This window comes from Actinoallomurus spadix, assembly GCF_024055725.1.
GTDB lineage: Bacteria > Actinomycetota > Actinomycetes > Streptosporangiales > Streptosporangiaceae > Actinoallomurus > Actinoallomurus spadix.
Genome location: NZ_JAMXMX010000014.1, coordinates 95,778 through 116,577 on the forward strand (window position 1 = coordinate 95,778; position 20,800 = coordinate 116,577).

Annotated in this window: 21 protein-coding genes; 8 read left to right on the forward strand and 13 right to left on the reverse strand. The window is 73.6% G+C overall.

Annotated features, from left to right (window positions below; all coding sequences use genetic code 11):
* Nucleotides 1-90 precede the first annotated feature (90 nt).
* The 3 genes from NE235_RS21815 to NE235_RS21825 form a co-directional block, all read right to left on the reverse strand.
* The gene (locus NE235_RS21815; protein ID WP_252805889.1) at nucleotides 91-1,986 is read right to left on the reverse strand and encodes a Vgb family protein; all 1,896 of its coding nucleotides are present in this window, start codon (nucleotides 1,984-1,986) and stop codon (nucleotides 91-93) included.
* Nucleotides 1,987-2,169: 183 nt separating this feature from the next.
* Nucleotides 2,170-2,763 (reverse strand): hypothetical protein, encoded by a 594-nt coding sequence (locus NE235_RS21820; RefSeq protein ID WP_252805891.1) that lies wholly within the window; start codon nucleotides 2,761-2,763, stop codon nucleotides 2,170-2,172.
* 122 nt (nucleotides 2,764-2,885) lie between these two features.
* Complete coding sequence (locus NE235_RS21825; protein ID WP_252805893.1) at nucleotides 2,886-4,634, reverse strand: Vgb family protein; 1,749 nt, start codon at nucleotides 4,632-4,634, stop codon at nucleotides 2,886-2,888.
* 232 nt (nucleotides 4,635-4,866) lie between these two features.
* Between NE235_RS21825 and NE235_RS21830 the strand changes: the two genes are divergently transcribed.
* A complete protein-coding gene (locus NE235_RS21830; protein WP_252805895.1) occupies nucleotides 4,867-5,628 on the forward strand; it encodes a TetR/AcrR family transcriptional regulator in 762 nt (253 codons plus the stop codon).
* On the opposite strand, the gene NE235_RS21835 is transcribed toward NE235_RS21830, so the two are convergent.
* A complete protein-coding gene (locus NE235_RS21835) occupies nucleotides 5,553-6,245 on the reverse strand; it encodes a TetR/AcrR family transcriptional regulator (protein ID WP_252805897.1) in 693 nt (230 codons plus the stop codon). The two genes, NE235_RS21830 and NE235_RS21835, sit on opposite strands and share 76 nt — an antisense overlap.
* A 235-nt stretch (nucleotides 6,246-6,480) precedes the next feature.
* Between NE235_RS21835 and NE235_RS21840 the strand changes: the two genes are divergently transcribed.
* The 3 genes from NE235_RS21840 to NE235_RS21850 all read left to right on the forward strand — a co-directional run bounded on the left by NE235_RS21840 (nucleotide 6,481) and on the right by NE235_RS21850 (nucleotide 10,939).
* Entirely contained in the window at nucleotides 6,481-7,959 is a 1,479-nt protein-coding gene (locus NE235_RS21840; protein ID WP_252805899.1) for an MFS transporter, read from the forward strand.
* A 99-nt stretch (nucleotides 7,960-8,058) separates the two neighbouring features.
* Nucleotides 8,059-8,319, forward strand: coding sequence for a hypothetical protein (locus NE235_RS21845; RefSeq protein WP_252805901.1), 261 nt, complete (start codon nucleotides 8,059-8,061; stop codon nucleotides 8,317-8,319).
* Between the two features lie 76 nt (nucleotides 8,320-8,395).
* On the forward strand, nucleotides 8,396-10,939 hold the full coding sequence (locus NE235_RS21850) for an ATP-dependent Clp protease ATP-binding subunit (RefSeq protein ID WP_252805903.1): 2,544 nt from the start codon (nucleotides 8,396-8,398) through the stop codon (nucleotides 10,937-10,939).
* 72 nt (nucleotides 10,940-11,011) lie between these two features.
* Here the strand turns inward: NE235_RS21850 and NE235_RS21855 are convergent, their stop codons facing one another.
* The 3 genes from NE235_RS21855 to NE235_RS21865 form a co-directional block, all read right to left on the reverse strand.
* Nucleotides 11,012-12,292: an RNA polymerase sigma factor gene (locus NE235_RS21855; protein WP_343886442.1), complete on the reverse strand. Its 1,281-nt coding sequence runs from the start codon at nucleotides 12,290-12,292 to the stop codon at nucleotides 11,012-11,014.
* A 238-nt stretch (nucleotides 12,293-12,530) separates the two neighbouring features.
* A complete protein-coding gene (locus NE235_RS21860) occupies nucleotides 12,531-12,989 on the reverse strand; it encodes a hypothetical protein (protein ID WP_252805905.1) in 459 nt (152 codons plus the stop codon).
* A 14-nt stretch (nucleotides 12,990-13,003) separates the two neighbouring features.
* On the reverse strand, nucleotides 13,004-13,420 hold the full coding sequence (locus tag NE235_RS21865; RefSeq protein WP_252805907.1) for a hypothetical protein: 417 nt from the start codon (nucleotides 13,418-13,420) through the stop codon (nucleotides 13,004-13,006).
* Nucleotides 13,421-13,661: 241 nt separating this feature from the next.
* On the opposite strand from NE235_RS21865, the gene NE235_RS21870 reads away from it, so the two are divergent.
* Nucleotides 13,662-13,847, forward strand: a complete 186-nt coding sequence (locus tag NE235_RS21870) for a hypothetical protein (RefSeq protein ID WP_252805908.1) — start codon at nucleotides 13,662-13,664, stop codon at nucleotides 13,845-13,847.
* A gap of 73 nt (nucleotides 13,848-13,920) precedes the next feature.
* Nucleotides 13,921-14,817 (forward strand): phosphotransferase, encoded by an 897-nt coding sequence (locus tag NE235_RS21875; RefSeq protein WP_252805910.1) that lies wholly within the window; start codon nucleotides 13,921-13,923, stop codon nucleotides 14,815-14,817.
* Nucleotides 14,818-15,110: 293 nt separating this feature from the next.
* Here the strand turns inward: NE235_RS21875 and NE235_RS21880 are convergent, their stop codons facing one another.
* Nucleotides 15,111-15,449 carry a YciI family protein gene (locus tag NE235_RS21880; protein WP_252805912.1) on the reverse strand — a complete coding sequence of 113 codons (339 nt, stop codon included), beginning with the start codon at nucleotides 15,447-15,449 and terminating at the stop codon, nucleotides 15,111-15,113.
* Nucleotides 15,450-15,800: 351 nt separating this feature from the next.
* On the opposite strand from NE235_RS21880, the gene NE235_RS21885 reads away from it, so the two are divergent.
* Nucleotides 15,801-16,256 (forward strand): DoxX family protein, encoded by a 456-nt coding sequence (locus NE235_RS21885; protein WP_252805914.1) that lies wholly within the window; start codon nucleotides 15,801-15,803, stop codon nucleotides 16,254-16,256.
* Between the two features lie 70 nt (nucleotides 16,257-16,326).
* Here NE235_RS21885 and NE235_RS21890 read toward each other — a convergent pair whose 3' ends face one another.
* Complete coding sequence (locus NE235_RS21890; RefSeq protein ID WP_289849007.1) at nucleotides 16,327-16,596, reverse strand: WhiB family transcriptional regulator; 270 nt, start codon at nucleotides 16,594-16,596, stop codon at nucleotides 16,327-16,329.
* A gap of 281 nt (nucleotides 16,597-16,877) precedes the next feature.
* On the opposite strand from NE235_RS21890, the gene NE235_RS21895 reads away from it, so the two are divergent.
* On the forward strand, nucleotides 16,878-17,840 hold the full coding sequence (locus NE235_RS21895; protein ID WP_252805918.1) for a DUF5914 domain-containing protein: 963 nt from the start codon (nucleotides 16,878-16,880) through the stop codon (nucleotides 17,838-17,840).
* Here the strand turns inward: NE235_RS21895 and NE235_RS21900 are convergent.
* The 4 genes from NE235_RS21900 to NE235_RS21915 are packed head-to-tail and all read right to left on the reverse strand — an operon-like array spanning nucleotide 17,813 to nucleotide 20,799.
* Entirely contained in the window at nucleotides 17,813-19,360 is a 1,548-nt protein-coding gene (locus tag NE235_RS21900) for an FAD-dependent oxidoreductase (protein ID WP_406567621.1), read from the reverse strand. The genes NE235_RS21895 and NE235_RS21900 overlap by 28 nt on opposite strands.
* A 46-nt stretch (nucleotides 19,361-19,406) precedes the next feature.
* Entirely contained in the window at nucleotides 19,407-20,123 is a 717-nt protein-coding gene (locus tag NE235_RS21905) for a class I SAM-dependent methyltransferase (RefSeq protein WP_252805920.1), read from the reverse strand.
* Nucleotides 20,120-20,443, reverse strand: a complete 324-nt coding sequence (locus NE235_RS21910; protein WP_252805921.1) for a lycopene cyclase domain-containing protein — start codon at nucleotides 20,441-20,443, stop codon at nucleotides 20,120-20,122. Before NE235_RS21910 ends, NE235_RS21905 begins: the two co-directional genes overlap by 4 nt.
* 14 nt (nucleotides 20,444-20,457) lie before the next feature.
* The gene (locus tag NE235_RS21915) at nucleotides 20,458-20,799 is read right to left on the reverse strand and encodes a lycopene cyclase domain-containing protein (protein WP_252805923.1); all 342 of its coding nucleotides are present in this window, start codon (nucleotides 20,797-20,799) and stop codon (nucleotides 20,458-20,460) included.
* Between the last annotated feature and the right edge of the window lies 1 nt (nucleotide 20,800).

The window sequence follows — 20,800 nt, forward strand, 5'->3', positions numbered from 1 at the left end:
GCCGAGATCGCCGGACAGGTCTGACCCGGCGTCACGTCCGGTCGAGTACGGGGCGCCGGCCTGCCGGGCGGCGCCCCGCTCGGACTTCCGTCAGTGCCGGGCCTTCAGCGTGACGGTGACCTTCTTCGGGGCCCTGACGCGCTTGGCCGCGCTCTTCTTGACCTTCGGCTGCGGGCGCAGGCCCGCGGTGAGCTTCGACAGCGCCGACGGGGCCGCCGTGGACCGTACGGCAGGGGTGTCCGCCGGGTTGACGCCGACGCCCAGACTCATGACGCCGGTCAGGTTCATCGCGTTGTTCGCCGAGCTCGACGGCAGGCCCATCATCTGGTTGATCACGCCGTCGAGGATCGAGGCGGGGCCGCAGCCCTTGGCCGCGGGAACCGCGATCTTGTTGTTGATCTGCACGGGGTAGGGCGTCCAGCCGAGCGCCGGGTCGCCGGCCCCGCCCGGCACGAGGATGGCCGGGGTCAGGCTCGCGGTGATCGGGCCGATGACGCAGGAGGAGCCGAGCAGCTGGTTGTTCAGGTGGACGTTGAGCTTCGCCGTCGCCTCGATCCCGCCCGGACCGAGCTGAACGGTGATCGGCGCCGCCAGCGACTGCGTCACGGTGAGCCGGTTGACCGGCAGCAGCGCCGCCGGGGTCTTGCCCAGGACGGTGCCGACCAGCGGAAGCTGCCCGATCAGACCACCGGGCACCTCGACGGGCTGCGACACGAACTGGTTCCCCATGACCGGCGGGTTGAGGACGCTGCCCGGGCCGAGGGAGGAGATGTAGCCGGTGACGCGGATCGCGTTCGGCGGCAGGGTCAGGGCGAAGCTGCCGATCTTGACGCTGCCGCCCGAGGTGACCTGGGTCTGGCAGGCGTGGTTCTGCGGGCACTGCGCCTGGAACTTCGCGGCGACCTGGGGCATGCTGCCGTGCGCCACCGGCGGGACGGCGGGGTGCGGTGCTCCGGCCGGCGGCGCGGCCGGGTCGAGGCTGCCGACGGCGCCCTTGCCGGCCTCGGTGAACCAGAGCCTCCCGCCCGGGCCGGACGCGATCCGCATCGGCGCGGACAGCGTGGCGGGCAGCGGATACTCGCTGACGGCGCCGGAGCCGGGGTCGAGGCTGGCGATGTTGCTGGCGGCGGCCTCGGTGAACCAGATCTGCCGGTCGGGGCCGACGGTGATGCCGATGGGCGCCGAGTCGGCGGTGTTCACCGGGTACTCGTCGATGCCGCCGGTCGCCGGGTCGAGCCGGCCGATCATTCCGACGCCGGGTTCGGTGAACCACAGGGCGCCATCGGGGCCCGTGACGATCCCGCCGAGGGCCGGCGATCCGCTGCCCGCGGACGGCGGGTAGGAGGCGGTGACGGCGCCGGACGCCGGGTCGAGCCGGCCGATGGACCCGTCCGTGCCCGTGTACCAGACCGCGCCGTCCGGGCCGGCCGCGAGGCCGTACACGCTCGCGCCCGCGGTGGCGTACACGGTGACGGTGCCCGAGGAGGTGATCCGGCCGATCGCCGGCGCCGCGCCCCCGCCGAACCACATCGCGCCGCCGGGCCCGGCGACGATGTCGGTCAGCCTGCCGCCCGCGAAGTTGACGTCGCCGGTGGTGGGGACCTCGAACAGGGTGGTCTTCCCCGTCGCGGGGTCGGCGTAGCCGACCCGCGGGACGTCGACGGAGGAGTCGGTGAACCACAGGCGGCCGCCCGGTCCGGCGGCCATCCCGTCGGCCGCGCCCTGGGTCTTGGCCGAGTTGGCGGGCAGGGCGTACTCCTTGACCTTGCCGGCCGAGTCGACCCTCCCCAGCCCTCCGGCGTTCTCGGCGAACCAGACGCTGCCGCCCGGGCCCGCGGCCAGGCCCGCCGGGGCGACGTCGGACACGGGCAGCGCGACCTCGGTCACGCCGGCGGCGGCACCGGCGGGCGAGGCCGGGCCGAGAGCGACCGCGCCGAGCAGGGCCGCCGACGCGACCATCCCCGCGCGCACACCACGATGGCGCATGCCATCGCCTCCTAGGATCTTCATAGTGGGCAACTAGAAACCCGCAGGTGTTTCACGTCAAGCCGGTGAGTGCCGCCCGTCCGGTTCCGGTCACCGGGGCGGCACGGAGGCGCAGGAGCGGCACGGAGGCGCAGGGGCCGCCCGAAGGCGGCCCCTGCTCGTGCTTCGCCCCCTGGCACCACGTCAGGTGATCGTGACCGTGGGGCTGGTGGTGTAGACGCCGGTCGCGGTGCCGGTCGGGCTGATCGTGCCGCAGGCGGCGTTGCCGGAGAACGGCACGCTGGCGCTGGTGAACGTGGCCTTGCCCGTCGCGTTGCTGTAGCTCGCCGTGATCGGCGCCGCGGCGGTCGGGGCGCCCGTCACGACGCAGCCGGGCAGCGTGCTCGTCGTCACCGTCACGCCCGCCTTGGGGATCGTGATCTTGACCGAGGTCGGGCTGGCGATGGCCAGCAGCGTCCAGCTGCCGTTCGTGTGGTTCGCGGTGATCGTCGCCGTGCCGCCGAAGTTGTCCTTGCAGCCGCTGAAGGTCGGGTCCGGGCTGATGTTGACCGGGCCGTACCCCGACGACGGGGTCGTGAACTTGATCGTCGAGCTGGTGCAGGTCACCGAGAAGGACAGCCCGGACAGGGTGCCGGCGAACTTCACGCTGCTGCTGGTGGCGGTGATCGCGGTGTTGGCCGGGCTGACGCCCGCCGCGTAGGCGGTGCCGCCCATCATGGCGACCAGGGCGCCCGCCCCGGTGACGGTCGCGGCGAGCTTCGCCGTTCTGGAGATCATGTGCGTACCTCTCCTGAGGGGGCCGGGATCGGCGTCAGCGGTCCCGGGTTCTGCGGGTGGTGGCGGGTTGTCGGGACAGGGGGACGGTGCGGTGCGAGGGGGTGGCGGTCTCCTTCCTCCGGTCAGGGATGCGCCCCCGCGCCGACGCTGAGGATCGCGGGCAGGTCGAGGCTGTTGCCCGAGGCGGACGGCAGGCCCATGGTCGAGTTGATGACGCCGTCGAGGATTCCGCCGAGACCGCAGCCGTGGGCCTTGGGCACGGACAGGGTGTCGTCGTTGATCTCGACGTTCAGGGGCTGCCAGCCGAGCTGCGGGTCGTGCACCGAGCCGCCGGACCGGTCCACCGGGGCCAGGCTCGCGGTGATCGGCCCGATGACGCAGTTCCCGCCGAGCAGCTGGTTGTTGAGCCGGATGTTCAGGGTCGCGGTGGCCTGCAGGCCGCTCGGACCGAACCCGACGGTCACCGGCCCCGCCAGCGACTGCGTGATCGTGAGCCTGTTGAAGGGCAGCATCGCCGCCGGTGTCATGCCGAGGATCGGGCCGATGAGCGGCAGGGTGCCGATGATGCCGCCCGGCACCTCGACCGGCACGGACTCCAGCTCCGACCCGGTGAGGGGCGGCTGGAGGACCGCCCCACCGGAGCCCAGTGAGGTGACGTAGCCGGTGACGCGCAGCGCGCCGGGCGGCATCGCCTGGCTGAAGCCGCCGATCTTCACACTGCCGCCCGTCGTGATCTGGGTCTGGCAGATGATCGCCGAGGTCGGGCAGCGGCCCTGGAACGACGCGGCGACCCGGGGACTCGTGCCGTCGGCGATCGGCGGGGTGGCGGCGTGCGGCGAGCCGGAGGGCGGCGCGCCGGGGTTCAGCCGGCCGACGGCGCCCTTGCCCGCCTCGGTGAACCACAGCGCTCCCCCGGGCCCCTTGGTGATCCGCATCGGGGCCGACAGGGCGTCCGGCAGCGGGTACTCGGAGATCTTCTTGGAAGCGGGGACGATCCGGCCGACGTTGCCGGCCGCGGCCTCCGTGAACCACACGTTGCCGTCCGGACCGGCGGTGATGCCCTCCGGCGCGGAGTTCGCGGTCGGCACGGCGTACTCGGTGATGGCGCCGGTGCCGGGGACGATGCGGCCGATCTTGCCGACGCCGGGCTCGGTGAACCAGACCGCGCCGTCCGGGCCGGTCGTGATGCCGCCGGCCGCCGGGTCGCCCTCGCCCGACGAGCCGGGCGCGTAGGTGGTGACGCCGCCCGTGGCCGGATCCAGCCGCCCGATCGACCCGCCGTTCGTGTCGGTGAACCACAGCGCCCGGTCGGGGCCCGTGGTGATCGCGTACGGCGACAGGCCGACGGTGGCGTACGCGGTGACCGCGCCCGAGGAGGCGATCCGGCCGACCGCGCCGGACGGGCCGCCGGCGAACCACATGGCGCCGTCCGGGCCGGCGGTGATGTCGGTGAGCTGACCGCCCGCGAAGCTCACGTCCCCGGTGGCGGGCACCTCGTAGGCGGTCACCGCACCGGTCGCGGGGTCGGCCTTTCCGACGCGCGGCACGGCCGTGGACGCGTCGGTGAACCACACCGTGCCGTCCGACGCGGTCGCGGCGCCCTCCGGGACGGCCACGTTGTGCTGCGCGTTCGCCGGGACGGCGAACTCCTTCACCGCGCCGAGGGCGTCGACGCGGCCGAGGCCACGCGCGTGCTCGGTGAACCACACGGTGCCGCCCGGCCCGGCCGCCAGGCTCAGCGGCGCGCTGTCGGGGATGCTCACCGGGAACTCGGTGACCGTGCCCGCGGCGGCCTCCGCCGGAACGCACGGGAGGGCCACGGCGAGTGCGGCCAGCAGGAGCGTTCCCGCTCTGGATCCACGATGGCGCATGCCACCGCCTCCTTGGGATTCATCCCCCGAGGACGACGTTCGGCTCGAAACCTGTCGGTAACAAACAAGCTTCCTGCAAATAGAAACCGTACGGTGTCTCATGTCAACCACGGCCGGTGCAACGGCCGGATCCGGCCGCCGCCGGACCCGATCGGGGCGCCCGGCTGCATTCCCACGTCCACCGGCAGGCGATAGACAGCCGGATGACGGTGCCACCGACGGGAGGTCACCCATGCGCGACGGAGCCCCGGAAGGCGGGCGCCCATGCGAGCCGCACGCGGACCACACGGCGGCACGGCGGGCCCGGCCGGCGGACGCGGAGGCCGCCGCGGCGCGCCCGACCGGACCGCCCGGTGCCGGGCGGAGCCGGCCGCCGGGCGCGGACGACGCGGCGGCACGGCGGACCCGGTTGATGGACGCGCTCGTCGCCGTGGTGGCCGAGCGCGGATTCCCGCGGACGACGATCGGCGCGGTGGCGGCCAGGGCCGGGTTACCGGCCGCCACGTTCCACGACCACTTCTGCGACCTCGATGACTGCTTCCTGGCGGCGTACGAGCGTGGCACCCGTGCCCTGCTGGCCCGCGCGGAGACCGCCTACCGGGCGGAGGCGTCCTGGCCCGCGGCGGTCCGCGCCGGGCTGCGCGCGGCCCTCGAACTGGCGGCCGCCGAACCCGCCCTCGCCCGGATGTGCGTCATCGACGCGAGCACGGCGGGCCCCCGGGTGCACCGGGCGCGGCAGGCGTTCCTGGCGAGGTTCCGCTCGTTCCTCGGCGGACCGGGCATCCCGCGGATCCCGGGCGAGATCCGGAACGCCATCATCGGCGGGGTCTACACGATGGTCTACAACCACGTGGAGAGCGACCGGACCGCGGAACTCCCCGACCTGGCGGACCCGCTCGCCGACTTCCTGCTGGCGTTCTACCGCGAGGGCGGCTCACCGGCCCCCAGCTGGGCCGCGGCCTCCTCGCGGCCGAGGGGCAGCAGCGCGAAGTAGACCAGGGACGGCAGCATCGCCGGCAGGCGGTCGCCCTCGCCCGCCTCCACCGCCGCGTAGACCGCTCCGTAGATCCCGCCGATGATCGCGTCGATGACGACCGTGGGCAGGGACGGCAGGTCGTACGCCGGGTCGGTGAAGAACTTACGGAAGCGCGCGAGGTGCTGGATCCGTGCCTTGCGCAACCGGGGACCGGCCGCGTTCACCTCGACCAGGGCGGCACGGGCGAACAGCGGCTCCGCGGCGAGGAGCTCCAGCATGACCCGCAGCCCGGCGCGGATGCCCTCCGGCCAGGAGGGCGCGCCGTGGTACGCGTGCGCCATCCGGTCGAGGAGGATGCCGGTGCCCCGCTGGTAGGCAGCGAGGAAGCAGTCGTCCATCTCGGTGAAGTGGACGTAGAACGTCTTCTTGGTCACCCCGGCGGCCTCGGTGATCCTGCTGATCGTCGTCCGCGGGTACCCGTGCTCGGCGACCACCTGGACGAAGCCGTCGATGAGGCGGTCCCGCTGGATGTCGGCGACGGTCTCCGGCGGCAGCCCGTGCCGCCCCGGCTTGATGGCCCGGCCGGGCTCCCGGGCGGAACGGGATCCGGGGATGGCCGGCTCCGCGTCTCTCACCGCCGCAGAAGCGGGGGCTGGACCGGTCGCCGCCGGCCGTTCGGACTGCCTCGCCATGGAATCCGCGCGTTTCTCCGTAGAACCGAAGGAGCCGGTCGTCACCGACCGTCCGGCTCACCCTACTCGGGGGCCTCGACGGCGAAAGGTTACCTTCCGTACCCGGGGAGCGCACGAGGTCCCGGCCCGGCCCGCCTTCGGCGGTTTGGACCGTTCTGTCCGGAGCAAAGTCAGCCTCATGCGGACGGAACCCCACCCCGATCACCCTGATCACCCCGTGCGGCACCGCTGGCAGGCGCTGGCGATCTGCCTGGTCGCCGCCTTCATGACCCTCCTCGACGTCAGCATCGTCAACGTCGCGCTGCCCTCCATCCGCGCCGGCCTGCACGCGACACCGGACGGGCTGCAGTGGATCCTCAGCGGCTACGCCCTGACGTTCGGCCTCGTCCTGGTCGCCGCCGGCCGGCTCGGCGACGCGCGCAGCCGCCGGGCGGTCTTCATGACCGGCCTGATCGTCTTCACCCTGGCCAGCGCCGCCGCCGGCATCGCGCAGAACATCGCCTGGCTGGTCGCCGCCCGGCTCGTCCAGGGCGTCGCGGGCGGCATGCTGAACCCGCAGATCGCGGGGCTGATCCAGGTGATGTTCCGCGGGCCGGAGCGGGGCCGGGCGTTCGGGAGCCTCGGCGCCACGATCGGCATCGCCACCGCCGCGGGCCCGATCCTCGGCGGCGCGATCATCGCGCTCGCCGGCCCGCAGGAGGGCTGGCGGTGGGTGTTCTACGTCAACGTCCCGGTCGGGCTGATCGCGCTGCCGCTGGCCTGGCGGCTGCTGCCGGCGCCGGGCCGGACGAGCCGCCGGCGGAGCCTCGACCCGTTCGGCGTCGTGCTCCTGGGAGCCGGCGTGGTGGCTCTGCTTCTCCCGTTCGTCCAGGAACAGCAGTGGCGCGGCCCGGCGAAGTGGCTGCTCGTCCCCGCCGCCGCCGTCCTGCTCGCGCTCTTCCTGTGGTGGGAGCGGCGGCACGACGAGCCGATGGTCGACCTCGGCCTGTTCCGGCTCCGCTCGTACGCGCTCGGCTCGGCGATCGCGCTGCTGTACTTCGCGGGATTCACCGCCATCTTCTTCATCTTCACGCTGTACCTGCAGAACGGCCTGCACTACAGCGCGCTGAAGGCCGGGCTGGCGATCACTCCGTTCGCGGTCGGATCGGGTGCGGCGGCCGCCGTCGGCGGCCGGATCGTCTCGCGGTTCGGCCGGCCGCTCGTGGCGGTCGGCCTCGTCCTCGTAGGGATCGGGCTGACGGGCGTGCTCCTCGCCGTGCACTTCGACTCCGGCCCGCGGGTCGCCCTGGCCACCGCCCTGCCCTTCCTCGTGGCGGGGCTCGGCAGCGGCCTGGTGATCGCGCCCAACCAGACGATCACCCTCTCGGAGGTCCCGCCCGAGGGCGGCGGCAGCGCCGCGGGGGTCCTGCAGACCGGACAGCGGATCGGCACCGCGGTCGGCATCGCGGCCGTCGGCTCGGTGTTCTTCACCGCCGTGCGCGGTACGCACGGCGGCTGGGCGACGGCGTTCCAGCACGCGCTGTACGTCGTCCTCGCGTTCGTGGCCGCGGCGCTGCTCGCCGCGTTCGCCGATCTGCTCACCGGCCGCCGTACGGTCCACCGCCCCGGCCGCCACGCGCGTCACCACGCGAACCGCCACCCCGTCGCGGGCGGTTAGCGGGGAAAGTCCCGGGTAGGGCAGCGCGCATGACGGAGATCTACCTCCGTGTGAACGACGGACCGCACTCCGTGAGCACCGAAACCCCGTGGAGGCGCCATGACCGAACGTGATCTTCCGGACCGGGGCCAGCCCGCGAACCCGGAGGAGGTCGTCCACCGCGATCCGATCCCGGACGAGACACCGGGCATCGAGGAACCCGAGGCCGACTTCATCGAGCAGCGCCTCGACACGGACCGGGAGGAGGAGGGCCCCGCGGAGCGCCCGCCCCTCGAGGAACTCCCCATCGACGCCAACGAGGCCGACGTCATCGAACAGCAGACCACCGCACGCGCCGACCAGGACGAGGACTACCCCTGACCCGCGTTTCGGACTCCCGCCTCGGGTAGGGGTCGCGCGAGCAGCCGAAACGCGCACGCCGGGTGAGGAGGTCGACATGCCTGAAGGACGGAACGAGCGCGAGGAGTCGGACCAGTTCGAGGAGTTCCTGGCCCGGTTCTTCGGGACGGGCGCGCCCCGGCGGCCCACCAACCGCGTCAACATCGCGCGCTTCATGACCGAGGGCGCCCGCGAACTCGTCCGCGACGCCGCCGTCAAGGCCGCCGAGTGGGGCGGCCCCGACCTGGACACCGACCACCTGCTGTGGGCGGCGACCCGCCAGGACGTGACCCGGCACCTGCTGGACCGCGCCGGCGCCGACCCGGAGACCCTCGCCCGGCAGGCCGCCCAGCACGTACGGCGCGGTCCGGCCCGCGAGGACGTCTCCGCGCGGCTCACCCCGTCGGCCAAGCGCGCACTGCTGGACGCCCACCAGATCTCCCGTGCCCTGGACGCCTCCTACATCGGCCCGGAGCACATCCTGTTCGCGCTCGCGGCCAATCCCGAGTCGGCGGCCGGCCGCCTGCTCCTCGCCGCGCGGATCACGCCGGAGTCCCTGCGGAAGGCGATCGGCGGCACGCCCGGCGGCACCACCGTCCACCCGCCGTCCGGCACGCCCACCCTCGACGAGTTCGGGCGCGACCTGAGCGCGATGGCCGCCGAGGGCAAGGTCGACCCCGTCGTCGGCCGCGACGAGGAGATCGAGCAGACCATCGAGGTGCTGTCCCGGCGCACGAAGAACAACCCGGTCCTCATCGGTGACCCCGGCGTGGGCAAGACCGCCATCGTCGAGGGCATCGCCGAGCGCGTCGTCGAGGGCGAGGTGCCGGAGATCCTGCGCGGCAAGCGCCTCATCCAGCTGGACCTGGCCGGGCTGGTCGCCGGAACCCGCTTCCGCGGCGACTTCGAGGAACGGCTGAAGAAGGTCGTCGAGGAGATCAGCACGCACGGCGACGAGATCCTCGTGTTCATCGACGAGATCCACACGATGGTGACCGCCGGCGGGGCCGAGGGCGGCATGAGCGCCGGGAACATGCTCAAGCCCGCCCTGGCCCGCGGAGAACTGCACGTCATCGGCGCGACGACCGTGGACGAGTACCGCAAGAACATCGAGAAGGACGCCGCCCTCGAACGCCGCTTCCAGCCCATCCTCGTGCCCGAGCCGAGCCCCGACGACTCCATCGAGATCCTCTGCGGGCTGCAGGACCGGTACGAGGCGCACCACCAGGTGCGGTTCACCGACGAGGCGCTGGTCGCGGCGGTCGACCTGTCGAGCCGGTACCTCACCGACCGGTTCCTGCCGGACAAGGCGATCGACCTCATCGACCAGGCCGGCGCCCGCGTCCGGCTGCGCACCACGACGCCCGGCCGTAACGTACGGCGCCTGGAGGAGGAGCTGGACCATCGCCGCCGGGAGAAGGACCAGGCCGTCGCGGACGAGAAGTACGAGAAGGCCGCCGCCCTCCGCGACCAGATCGCCGAGCTGGAGGACCGCGTCGCCACCACGACCGGCGAGGACGACGAGGCCGCGACCGTGCCCGAGGTCACCGCGGAGGACATCGCCGAGGTCGTCTCGCGCATCACCGGGATCCCCCTCGCCCAGCTGACCCTGGAGGAACGCGAGCGCCTGCTCCGGCTCGAGGAGCACCTGCACGAACGGGTCGTCGGCCAGGACGAGGCCGTCGCCGCGGTCGCCGAGGCGGTCCGCCGTTCCCGCGCGGGCCTCGGCGACCCGGACCGGCCGATCGGCAGCTTCCTGTTCCTCGGGCCGACCGGCGTCGGCAAGACGGAACTGGCCCGCGCGCTGGCCGAGGCCCTGTTCGGCAGCCAGGACCGGATGGTGCGCTTCGACATGAGCGAGTTCCAGGAGCGGCACACGGTCAGCCGGCTCACCGGCGCGCCGCCCGGCTACGTCGGTTACGAGGAGGCCGGTCAGCTGACCGAGGCCGTACGCCGCCGCCCGTACTCCGTCGTCCTGCTGGACGAGATCGAGAAGGCCCACCCCGACCTGTTCAACGTCCTGCTGCAGCTGCTCGACGACGGGCGCCTCACCGACGCGCAGGGCCGTACGGTCGACTTCCGCAACACGGTCGTCATCATGACCAGCAACCTGGGCTCCGACGTGATCGGCACCGGCGGGCTGGCCACCGGTTTCTCCGACGCGGGCGGCGGGGAGGACACGTCGCTGCGCGAGCAGATCATGCGGCGGCTGCGCGATGCGTTCCGCCCGGAGTTCCTCAACCGCATCGACGAGATCATCGTCTTCCGCCGGCTCGACGCCGAACAGCTACGGCGGATCACGGACCTGCTGCTGGACGAGACCCGTCGCCGCCTGCGCGCGCAGAACCTGTCGATCGACTTCACCAAGGAGGCGGTGGACTGGCTCGCGCGCCGGGGCCACCAGCCGGAGTTCGGCGCGCGGCCGCTGCGGCGCACGATCCAGCGCGAGGTCGACAACCGCCTGTCGAGCATGCTGCTGGGCGGCCGGCTGAGCCCGGGCGACGACGTCCGGGCGACCGTGCACGACGACCGGCTCGAGTTCGCGGTGACGACCCCGAGCGGCGACCGCGTCACCGTCACCCCCGCCCACCGGCAGGCCTGAGCCGGCGAGGGGCCGGACGCCCGGGCCGGATGGTCGGCCCGTCGCCGACGGAGCCGTTGACCGGTGAGCGGGTCAGCCGGCCGTCGTGGCCGCCGTGTCACAGGCGGCGGCGCGGTCCAGGAGCAGCGTGCGCTCCCGGTCGTTCCGGGTCAGCGACGCGGCGCGCTCGAACTCGGCGCGGGCCTCCGCGGCGCGCCCCAGCCGCGCCAGGAGGTCACCGCGCACGCTCGGCAGCAGGTGGTAGCCCTTCAGCGCCGGTTCGCCGGCGAGCCCGTCGACGATCCGCAGGCCCTCCTCCGGGCCGTGCGCCATGGCCACCGCGACCGCGCGGTTCAGCTCGACGACGGGAGACGGCGCGATCCTCCCGAGCGCCTCGTACAGCGTGGCGATGCGCGCCCAGTCCGTGTCCTCCGCGGTCGGCGCCTGGGCGTGGCAGGCGGCGATCGCGGCCTGCAGCATGTACGGGCCGATCCCGCCGCCGACCTCCTCGGCCCGCAGCAGCGCCGCGAACCCGCGGCGGATGAGCAACTGGTCCCACTTGCCACGATCCTGGTCGAGGAGCTGGATCGGCTCGCCGGACGGGCCGACGCGCGCGCGAAGGCGGGAGGCCTGGATCTCCATCAGGGCGACCAGTCCGTGCACCTCCGGCTCCCTCGGCATCAGCTCGGCGAGGACCCGGCCGAGCCGCAGGGCCTCCTGGCACAGCGCGGGCCGTGTCCAGTCGTCGCCCGCCGTCGCGGAGTAGCCCTCGTTGAACACGAGGTACAGGACCTCCAGGACGGAGGACAGGCGGGCGGCGCGTTCCGCCCCCGGAGGCACCTCGAAGGGGACCTTCTTCGTGGCGAGAGTCCGTTTCGCCCGGACGATCCGCTGGGCGACGGTCGCCTCGGGGACGAGGAACGCCCGCGCGATCTCGTCGGTCGTCAGCCCGCCCAGCAGCCGGAGCGTGAGCGCGACCCGCGCCTCCGTGGACAGCACCGGGTGGCAGGAGATGAACATGAGGCGCAGCAGGTCGTCGCCCAGGTCCTCCTCCAGCGCGGCCTCCAGCTCCGCGTCGGTGGGGTCCTGGCGCGTCTCGAGATCGCGGCCGATCTCCTGCTGCTTCTGCTCGAACCGCTTCTCCCGGCGGATGCGGTCGATCGCCCGGTGCTTGGCGGTGGCCATGAGCCAGGCGCCCGGGTTGTCCGGGACGCCGTCCTGCGGCCACTGTTCGAGGGCGGCGACGAGCGCGTCCTGCGCCAGCTCCTCGGCGACGCCGACGTCCCGCATCATCCGGGTCAGGCCCGCGATGATCCGCGCCGACTCCAGCCGCCAGATCGCGTCGATCGTCCGGTGCACATCGGGTGTCGTCACGCAGCCGATCAGAGCACCGCCGCCCACCCTGCCGCAACCCATCGAGCGAGCCGAGAGTCGCCGATGGCGTGGATCCTTGCCGTCGGTACCGCCGGACAGAAGGGGCAGATGCGGCGAGCGCTGGTCTACTGCGGCGGCAAGGCGGCCACTACGACGGCGAAGCCCCTCCCCCGAGGAGCACCGCGGACCTGGCGGAGCGCCGCTCCATGCGCCTCTCGGCGCAAGCTGGACCGATCGATCACGCCCGATCTTCGGCTTCGGCGAGCGCATCGCGGTATTCCCGCGTCCACTCGGCGTCCTGCTGATCCGAGGGGAGAGAGGCCAGGCCAGCCGCAAGGTGCTCCGCTGCGTCCGGGTACTCACCGAGGGCCAGCAGCGCCAGGCCGATGTTGACGTGCTGAAAGTCGGGCGTCAGCCAGTACGCCGTTCCGGGCGGGGAATGTCGGTTGGCCTGGTCCTCCAGTGCGGCCGCCTCGGTGAGGAGACGCCGGGCGGCCGCCTTCTCACCGAGAAGGGCATATCCCTGAGCCGCTTGGACGGCATCACCCAGCCGTTGCGCCGGGTGCGCGCCGGGCGTGTGGTAGGCGGCAAGGAAGTGGCGGACGATCCCCCGCGGCCGATTCTGCCGGCGGGCAAGGTAGCCTTTGAAGTTCGCGGCCTGCGCGGCGAGTGTGCCGTCGTGGATGTCGTCGGCCATCTCTTCGGCTTCGGTCAGCGTGTGGGCCGCTGCTGCGTCATTGCGCGCAGTTCGGCCTGTAGCCATCCGCTGAACTGGACCCATTCGGCGGCGACAGGAGCGAGCGAGTCGCGGACCTTACCGCGGGTTTCGCGCAGCAGCCGTGTGACGGTGCGGGCCTGGGCGAGCGTGGCCGACAGGATCACGGAAGGGCCGAGCGTGTCATCGAGGCGGCGCTGCATGGCCAGGATGGTCGCAAGGGACTCGACGACGGTCAGATCTACCCGTCCCGGGCGCTGGACGGCGAGCGCGAGACGTTCTTCGTCGTCGGGTGTGAGTAGGCCATTGAGATCGATGCCGGAGTCTCGCCAGACGGACGCCTCGGCGGTATCCGCCGCACGGTCGCCAAAAAGGGCCTCTTCGGTCATTTCGAATACGGCGGCGTAAAGCATCCGGTAACGAGACCGGGGCGGATGCTCGCCGGCTTCATGACCGCGAATCGTCCGGCAGAGGTCCCTCACCTTCGGCATCGAGCGGCGGTCCCGCTCGCTCGCGGCGTCGCCATGCGCCCTCAACCCGGGCGCCGGCCTGTCGCCTTCCCCGAGGGTCGACATCGGCTGGCGTACGTTCGTCCTCTACACGAAGGACTACGCCGAGTTCTGCCAGCGGGTCGCGGGACGGTTCATCCACCACGTGCCGACCGACGACCACAAGTGCGACAGCGTTTGCACGGGCGACATCCCGCCCGCCGAGGCCGGTCCGATCGCCAAGACGCTCGCCGCGATGCGCGCGGCAGGCATCCCGATCGATGAGGAGCTGTGGCAGGCGCACGCGGCCGCCTGCTCGCAGTGTCACGCCGGCTGCACCGACAGCCCGTGACATCCACACCTCAGGCGACCCCAGGTCATATGCTCGGCGACCTGGGGTCGCCCTCTATCCAGCGAGGACCGCCATGAGACACGCGTGGGACGCTCTGCCGGACGACGTCCGCAGCGCCGTCGAGCAGCGGTGCGGCGGGCAAGTCCTCAAAGCCGAGATGCCCCCGATGGGATGCAGCTCGGACTTCTCCGCCACGCTCCACCTGGACGGCGGCAGGGTGTTCTGCAAGGGCATCCACGCTGACCATCCCGCCGCGTGGATGCACCGCAACGAGGCGGCCGTGAATGCTCTGCTGCCCCGCGGCCTGGCGCCCCGGCTGCTGTGGCAGCTCGAGGTCGACGGATGGCTGATGCTCGGCTTCGAGCACATGGCCGGACGGCACTCGGACCTGGCCCCGTCCTCTGCCGACCTGGCCGCCGTCGCAGAGGCCGTCACGGCGCTACATCAGCCGATCCCGTCCGCCGCGCCGAATCGCAGCCTCGCGGCACGCTGGGCCCGCCGGCCGGTGTGGCGGCAGTACGCCCAAGATCCTCCGCGCGACCTGGATTCGTGGGAGGCCGAGCACCTGCCACGGCTCGTCGAGCTGGAAACGGCGGCGCCCGGACTGGTCGACGGGGACGCGCTGCTGCACACCGACCTGCAGCCGGGGAACCTCCTCATCGACGACGGCGCGGTCGTGGTCATCGACTGGGCGTGGGCGTCACAGGGCGCGGCGTGGGTCGACCCGGCCTTCATGGTGATCAGGCTCGTGGCGGCCGGCCATTCGCCCCAGAGCGCGGAGTCGTGGGCGGCGCGGATTCCCGCGTGGCGCGAGGCCCCGGCGGCTGCGGTGACGGCGTTCGCTGCCACGGTGCTGGGCCTGTGGGGCCACAAGACGCGGTCGGCGGCGGCCCGTCCGCACTCGGCCCCGCTGACGGCCGCCGCCCGGGCCTGGACCCGCCACCGCCTCAAGACGACCTGCCGCACGTAGCCGAGAGCCGCCGATCACCCGGTTCCTTGCCGTTGGTATCGCCGGGCAGAAGGGACAGATGCGGCGAGCGCTCGTCTACTGCGGCGGCAAGGTGGCCACTATGACGGCGAAGCGGCCGTACCGACGCGGAGACACATCGACGCCTGCCGGACAGGTACCTGACCGGGGTGCTTGAGGACCGGCCGGGCGTGCCGTCGCACACCCCTGAGCCGGGTGTGCGACGACCGCTGGAACTCAGGCTTCTCGGCGAGGTCGCCGGGGCCGTACTCGACGGAGCGAAGGCCCCGGCGGGGCTACCGGCCTGGGCCGAGGACCTCGCGGATCTCGCCCTCGCCGTCGCCGATGATCCGCCAGAACCGCTTCGACAGCTCGATGGCCTCCTCCTTAGAACGGACCTCGATCAGCGCGAAGCCGACGACCGCCTCCTTCGCCTCGGCGAAGGGCCCGTCGGTCACCGTGACCTTTCCGTTCTCGGCTCTGATGGAGGTGCCCTCGGGGTGCAGTCCGCCGGTCGCCAGCAACACGCCCGCCCGGGTCATCTCATCGGTGAACCTGCCCATCTCGACCATGAGCCTCTCGTCCGGCGGGCCGCCCGCGGACTGGTCGTCCTTGGTCATCATGAGGAACCGCATCGTCGTCACTCCTTCTCCGGGCCGGGGCCGGAGGATCCGGCCGGCTCTTCTCGCCTTCGCCTGCGCGTCGAACGGGAGTCGGCCGGATCGACAACCCCCCGGGGGGCGGATTCCGTCACGGATCCCCGTGTCGGCGTGGACCGCCGCCGGAAGGGCCGCTGACCTGCGGCGGGAGAAATCTCGAAAAAAAATCCGGGCGAGATGTCGATCCGGTGGCTCGCCGTTCGACGCGTGAGCAGAGGCCGGGAAGACGCCACAGGCATCCCGGTGCCGCGTCCGCCCCGACGATCGTGACGCCCCCGGCCTCGCCCGCTTTCACGTACGCCGCAGTTCGAATGGAAGGAAGACACCATGGTCGCCACCGAGAACACCACCGCCCGCACGACCGCCGCCGTCACCCGTACGACCGGCGCCTCCCCCGCGTCCGGAAGGCGCGCCCGGAACCGCGCGCTGTGGACGATCCAGATCCTGCTCGCGGCGTTCCTGCTGATCGTCTCGGCGGCCCCCAAGTTCGCGGGACAGCGGGAGGCGGTGGAGGACTTCGCGAAGATCGGCTGGGGACAGTGGTTCCGGTACTTCACCGGCGCGGTCGAGGCCGCCGGCGGGATCGGCCTGCTCATCCCCCGGCTCGCCGGCTGGGCGGCGCTCGGCCTGATCGGGCTGATGGTCGGCGCGATCATCACGCAGGTGTTCGTGCTGGTGCCCGCGCTCGCGGTGTTCCCCGCCGTGCTCGGCGTGGTGTTCGCGGTGATCGCCCGGGTGCGGATGCCGCAGGCCGTCTCACCGGCCGCACTGTTCCGGCGCTGAGACCACCGGCTCCGCGCTACGGTCCTCCGACGGCCGCCGGCCCTTCTGGGCGCCGGCGGCCGTCGGCTCGTCAGCGGGCCCGGTGGCCGCGCTCCGGCCGGGAGGCGCCGACCGGCCGCCGCCGGGAGCCGGACCGCATGACCCGGCGTTCGTCCTCGTCGATTCCGCCCCAGACGCCGTGTCCTTGGCCGGTCTCCAGGGCGTATCGCAGGCAGTCCTGCCGTACCGGGCATCGTCCGCAGACGGCCCGCGCCTCGGCGACCTGGGCCGGCGTCAGGCTCCCGCTCCCGATGGGGAAGAAGACCTCCGGGTCGACCTTCTGGCATTCAGCGCGGTTCATCCACGAAACGTCGAAAAGCATGAGGAATCCCAACGATGTGTTTGGGGCGTATCGGTGTTCAGGGAGGTGATCAGCGGTCGCGGTCGCCGCTCGACTGAGACCGCCCTACTTCCCGCCCGATTCGGGGCCATGCACGGGAGCACGAAGGGTAAGGCATCTGTAGCCGATGGGTAAGCGATTGACGCCGATCCGGCAGGGGGAGGTACGGCCGGAGACGACCCGGCCGGAGGGGGACGGCGGTGGACCGCGATGACCAGGGACGACGTTCGGCACGGTGGCCGGTGCGGCGTCGTCCGCCGACGCGCTGGGCCGAGCAGGAGCCGACCGTCGGGCAGGCCGACGCGGCGGTGATCGGAGCGGCACTGAAACGAGCGCGGGAGCGCCCCTCCGGGAACTGGTTCGCCGTCGCCCCGAGCGGTGACGTACGGGCGGACCGGCCGCTGGGCCTGCGCGTCCTCGGCCGGGAACTGGTCGCCTGGCGCGACCGGGCCGGAACCGCGGTGGCCGGGCCCGGTGCCTGCCCGCACCTCGGCGCGCCGCTGGCGCGCGGCCGGATCGTCTGCGGAGACCTGGTGTGCCGGTGGCACGGCCTGCGGCTCGCGCCGGACGGCGGGGCGGGCTGGCGGCCGCTACCCTGCCACGACGACGGCGTCCTGACGTGGGTCCGGCTCGACCAGGCCGGTGAGGACCCGTCGCCCCGGCCGGTGCTGCCCGCCCGCCCGCGGCCGGCCCGCAGCCTGCACGCGGTGATCCGGGCGGTGGGCGTGTGCGAGCCGGAGGACGTGGTCGCCAACCGGCTCGACCCGTGGCACGGCGCCTGGTTCCACCCGTACTCCTTCGCCCGTCTCCGCGTGGCGCACGCCCCGCCCGCCGGCGCCGAAAACGCCGACGACCGGTTCCTGGTGGAGGTCACGTACCGCCTCGGTCCGCGCCTGGGGGTGCCGGTGCTGGCGGAGTTCACCTCCCCCGAGCCCCGGACGGTCGTGATGCGCATCGTCGAGGGTGAGGGCGCTGGCAGCGTGGTCGAGACGCACGCCACCCCCCTCGGCCCCGGGCGGGACGGCCGCCCGCGCACCGCGGTGATCGAGGCGACGATCGCTACCTCCGAGCGCCCCGGGTTCGCGGTCGCGCGGCTCGCGGCGCCGGTCGTACGGCCGCTGATGCGGCGCGCGGCCGCGCGGTTGTGGCGCGACGACCTCGCCTACGCCGAACGCCGCTACGCCCTGCGCGCCGAGGGTCCCTGACCGTCCGCCGGCACCAGGCCGGCCAGGCGGCGCAGCACGGCCACGCGCCCGCGCAGCGGAACGGTGGTCAGCGGATGGCCCGCCAGGCCCCAGCGGGTCAGCAGCAGGTTCGCGGCGTGCCAGCCCGTGGTGGCCGCCCGTTCCATCAGCGCGACGGGGAGATCGACGCGGACGCCGTCACCGGCCAGGACCAGCCCGGGGACCGGCCCGTCCACGGCCGGCCGCCGCGCGAACGTGCCGGGCGCGAAGAGCGGGCAGTCCCGCCGCCACTCGCTCAGGTCCGCGACGATCCGGGCACCCTCCGTCTCCGGGTAGACCTCGTGCAGGCGGCGCAGCAGGCGCGCCGAGGCCGGGCCGCGCGCGCCCGGCACCGCGTACGCGTGCAGTTCGACGACCGACCCGCCCGTCACGCGGGCCCAGGCCGCGGCCTCCTCGTCGTAACGGTCCAGCACGCTGACGTTGTCCAGCGGCGGGAGGCCACCGGTGGCCAGGAACGCCGGCCGGTCCGCCGCGACGGGCCGGTCGAGCCACAGGCGGCGCACGAGGTACGGCGGCGCGGTCTCCTGGGCTGCGACGCGCCCCCGCCACTCCGGGTCACCCAGCCCGGGAGACGCGGCGACGAGGTCGCGCAGGCCGGGCACGTCCAGGGCCAGCACGACCGCGTCGGCGGGGCGGCCGCCGCGCCGGGTCTGCACGGTGAACCCGTGCGGCCGGGGCCGGACGGCCTCGACCGGCGTGCCGGTGCGCACGTCCGCGCCCAGGTCCGCCAGATGACGGCCGGCCGCCGCCCACAGGTCCCCGAGCGGGCGGCGGGGCACGTCGAACAGCAGGCCCTCGGCCGAGCCGAGGAAGTACAGGTGGAACATGACCGCCAGTTCGGCGGCGGACAGCCGGTCCGGCGGGGCGAAGAAGCTGCGCGAGAACACGTCGAACGCCAGGTGCCGGGCGGCGGCCGGGAAGCGCAACCGGGCCAGGAACGCGGCGGCGTCCAGGTGGTCGAGCCGCCGGTACGTGCCGGGGACGGTGACGTTCATGAGCGGGAGGGCCGCCCGGGCGTTGAGGCGCAGCAGGTCCCGGGCCGTGAAGGTCGGGCTGCGCAGAGCGAAGGCGAGGGCGTTCCAGGGCGGGACGGCGGGCAGGTCGCGGAACGTGTCGGTGCGCCCGGCCGCGTCGACGAGCGGGTAGTCCGGCAGCGCCGTCAGCCCGCCGAGGTCCGGATCGGTCCGGCGCAGCAGGGCGCGGAGGTTGTAGTACTGGCGGAAGAACGCGTGGAAGCCCCGGCTCATGCCCACCCGCTCACCGCCGGGCAGCGTCGCGGTCCAGCCGCCCGCCCGCCCGCCGAGATGGTCCGCACGCTCGTACAGCTCGACGGCGATGCCGCGCTCGGCGAGCGCCGTCGCGGCGGTCAGACCGGCGATCCCGCCGCCGACGACGACGGCGCGCGGCCGCTCGGCGAGCGCACCGGCGTGCAGGCGGCCGGGCGGCGCCGGATGGCGCACCCGCCGGCGATCACGGCTCACGCGCCCTCCTCCGCCGGAGGGGTGACCATCCGCGCACCGCGTGCGCTCACGGGGCCGCCGCGCGGAAGGTGTGGACGATGCCGCGCTGCCAGCCGCCGGCCGTACGGGTCCGGACGCCGGTGAAGCCGGCGGCGCGCAGCCGGCCGGCCAGCGCCCGCGGGGAGTCGAAGTCCAGCGCGCTGCGCCACAGGTAGCGGTACAAACCCGCGTCCCCCGTCAGCAGCCGGCCCGCCGGGATGATCACGCCCCAGCAGACGGCGTGCCACACCAGCCGCGCGACCGGCCCGTCGCGCAGCGCGTAGTCGTGGACGACGAGGACACCGCCGGGGCGCAGCAGCGACCGCAACAACGCCGGCGCCTCGTCGCGGGCGGGGAGGTTGCGGAGGAGGTAGGCGGCGAAGACGCCGTCGAACGGCCCGCCGAGGTCCCCGGCGGACAGATCCTGGACCCGGCCCTCGGTGAACCGTACGGTGGCGGGCCAGGGCTTGGCGCGGGCCCGGGCGAGCATCCCGGCGGACGCGTCGACGCCGGTGATCTCGGCATGGGGGGCGGTGGCGAGCAGCGCGGCGGTGGAGGCGCCGGTGCCGCAGCCCGCGTCGAGCAGCCGGGCCCCCGCGCCGCCCTCGGGCAGGGCGAACGCGCGGGCGGCGCGGCGCAGGGCGGCGTGGTAGCCGGGGTTCGCGCCGACGAGCCGGTCGTACGCCGCAGCGTGCCGGTCGAACGCGGCGGGGACGTCGCCCCGGAGCAGCCGCGCGCCGCTCACCGGCCCGCCGTCCCGTCCGGCCGCTGCCGCTCCCAGGCGAGGAGGGTCGCGGTGACCAGGGCGAACCCGAACAGGAAGTCCTCGACGGGAATGTCGAATGGGAAGCGCAGCCCGGTGATCCCGCCTGGGGCGTAGCCGACGACGGGCGACGGCAGCCGCGTCAGCCTGCCGTCGACGGCGACCTGGAAACCGAAGACGATCAGCATCGTCAGCCAGTACGCCGGGCGGCGGAGCAGCCCGGTCCGCAGCCACCAGCGTTCGAGGGCGACGACGACGGCCACCGACAGCAGGGCCGGCACCGTGTACCCCAGCCCGTTCATGGGACCTCCTACAGTCATCGCCGCCGCTCCGTTCGCGCCCGGGCCGGCACCCGCGGGAGCATGCGCCGTACGGTCTCCAGGGTCAGCACCGCGCACACGGGCACGACGAGGAAGAACAGCGCCTCCTCCAGCGGTACCGACAGCGGCAGGGTGACGCCGACGAGGTAGCGGGGGTCGTACCACCAGACGCCGGCCGCGATCGCGACCGCGTCCCAGGCGAGGAAGACGGCCGCCACGGGCAGCACGGCCCGTGCGAGCCGGGCGGGGCGCCGGTACACCCGGCTGCCGGACAGTTCCAGGGGCAGCGTGACCGCCAGACAGCCGGCCAGTAGGAGCAGATAGCGCAGATGGTCCACC

Excerpts from the sequence above, each read along its gene's own strand:
- NE235_RS21815 (WP_252805889.1), bottom strand. The coding sequence starts at position 1,986 with ATGCGCCATCGTGGTGTGCGCGCGGGGATGGTCGCGTCGGCGGCCCTG.
- NE235_RS21820 (WP_252805891.1), bottom strand. The coding sequence starts at position 2,763 with ATGATCTCCAGAACGGCGAAGCTCGCCGCGACCGTCACCGGGGCGGGC.
- NE235_RS21825 (WP_252805893.1), bottom strand. The coding sequence starts at position 4,634 with ATGCGCCATCGTGGATCCAGAGCGGGAACGCTCCTGCTGGCCGCACTC.
- NE235_RS21830 (WP_252805895.1), top strand. The coding sequence starts at position 4,867 with ATGCGCGACGGAGCCCCGGAAGGCGGGCGCCCATGCGAGCCGCACGCG.
- NE235_RS21840 (WP_252805899.1), top strand. The coding sequence starts at position 6,481 with ATGCGGACGGAACCCCACCCCGATCACCCTGATCACCCCGTGCGGCAC.
- NE235_RS21845 (WP_252805901.1), top strand. The coding sequence starts at position 8,059 with ATGACCGAACGTGATCTTCCGGACCGGGGCCAGCCCGCGAACCCGGAG.
- NE235_RS21850 (WP_252805903.1), top strand. The coding sequence starts at position 8,396 with ATGCCTGAAGGACGGAACGAGCGCGAGGAGTCGGACCAGTTCGAGGAG.
- NE235_RS21860 (WP_252805905.1), bottom strand. The coding sequence starts at position 12,989 with ATGGCCGACGACATCCACGACGGCACACTCGCCGCGCAGGCCGCGAAC.
- NE235_RS21865 (WP_252805907.1), bottom strand. The coding sequence starts at position 13,420 with ATGCTTTACGCCGCCGTATTCGAAATGACCGAAGAGGCCCTTTTTGGC.
- NE235_RS21875 (WP_252805910.1), top strand. The coding sequence starts at position 13,921 with ATGAGACACGCGTGGGACGCTCTGCCGGACGACGTCCGCAGCGCCGTC.
- NE235_RS21880 (WP_252805912.1), bottom strand. The coding sequence starts at position 15,449 with ATGCGGTTCCTCATGATGACCAAGGACGACCAGTCCGCGGGCGGCCCG.
- NE235_RS21885 (WP_252805914.1), top strand. The coding sequence starts at position 15,801 with ATGGTCGCCACCGAGAACACCACCGCCCGCACGACCGCCGCCGTCACC.
- NE235_RS21890 (WP_289849007.1), bottom strand. The coding sequence starts at position 16,596 with ATGAACCGCGCTGAATGCCAGAAGGTCGACCCGGAGGTCTTCTTCCCC.
- NE235_RS21910 (WP_252805921.1), bottom strand. The coding sequence starts at position 20,443 with ATGAACGGGCTGGGGTACACGGTGCCGGCCCTGCTGTCGGTGGCCGTC.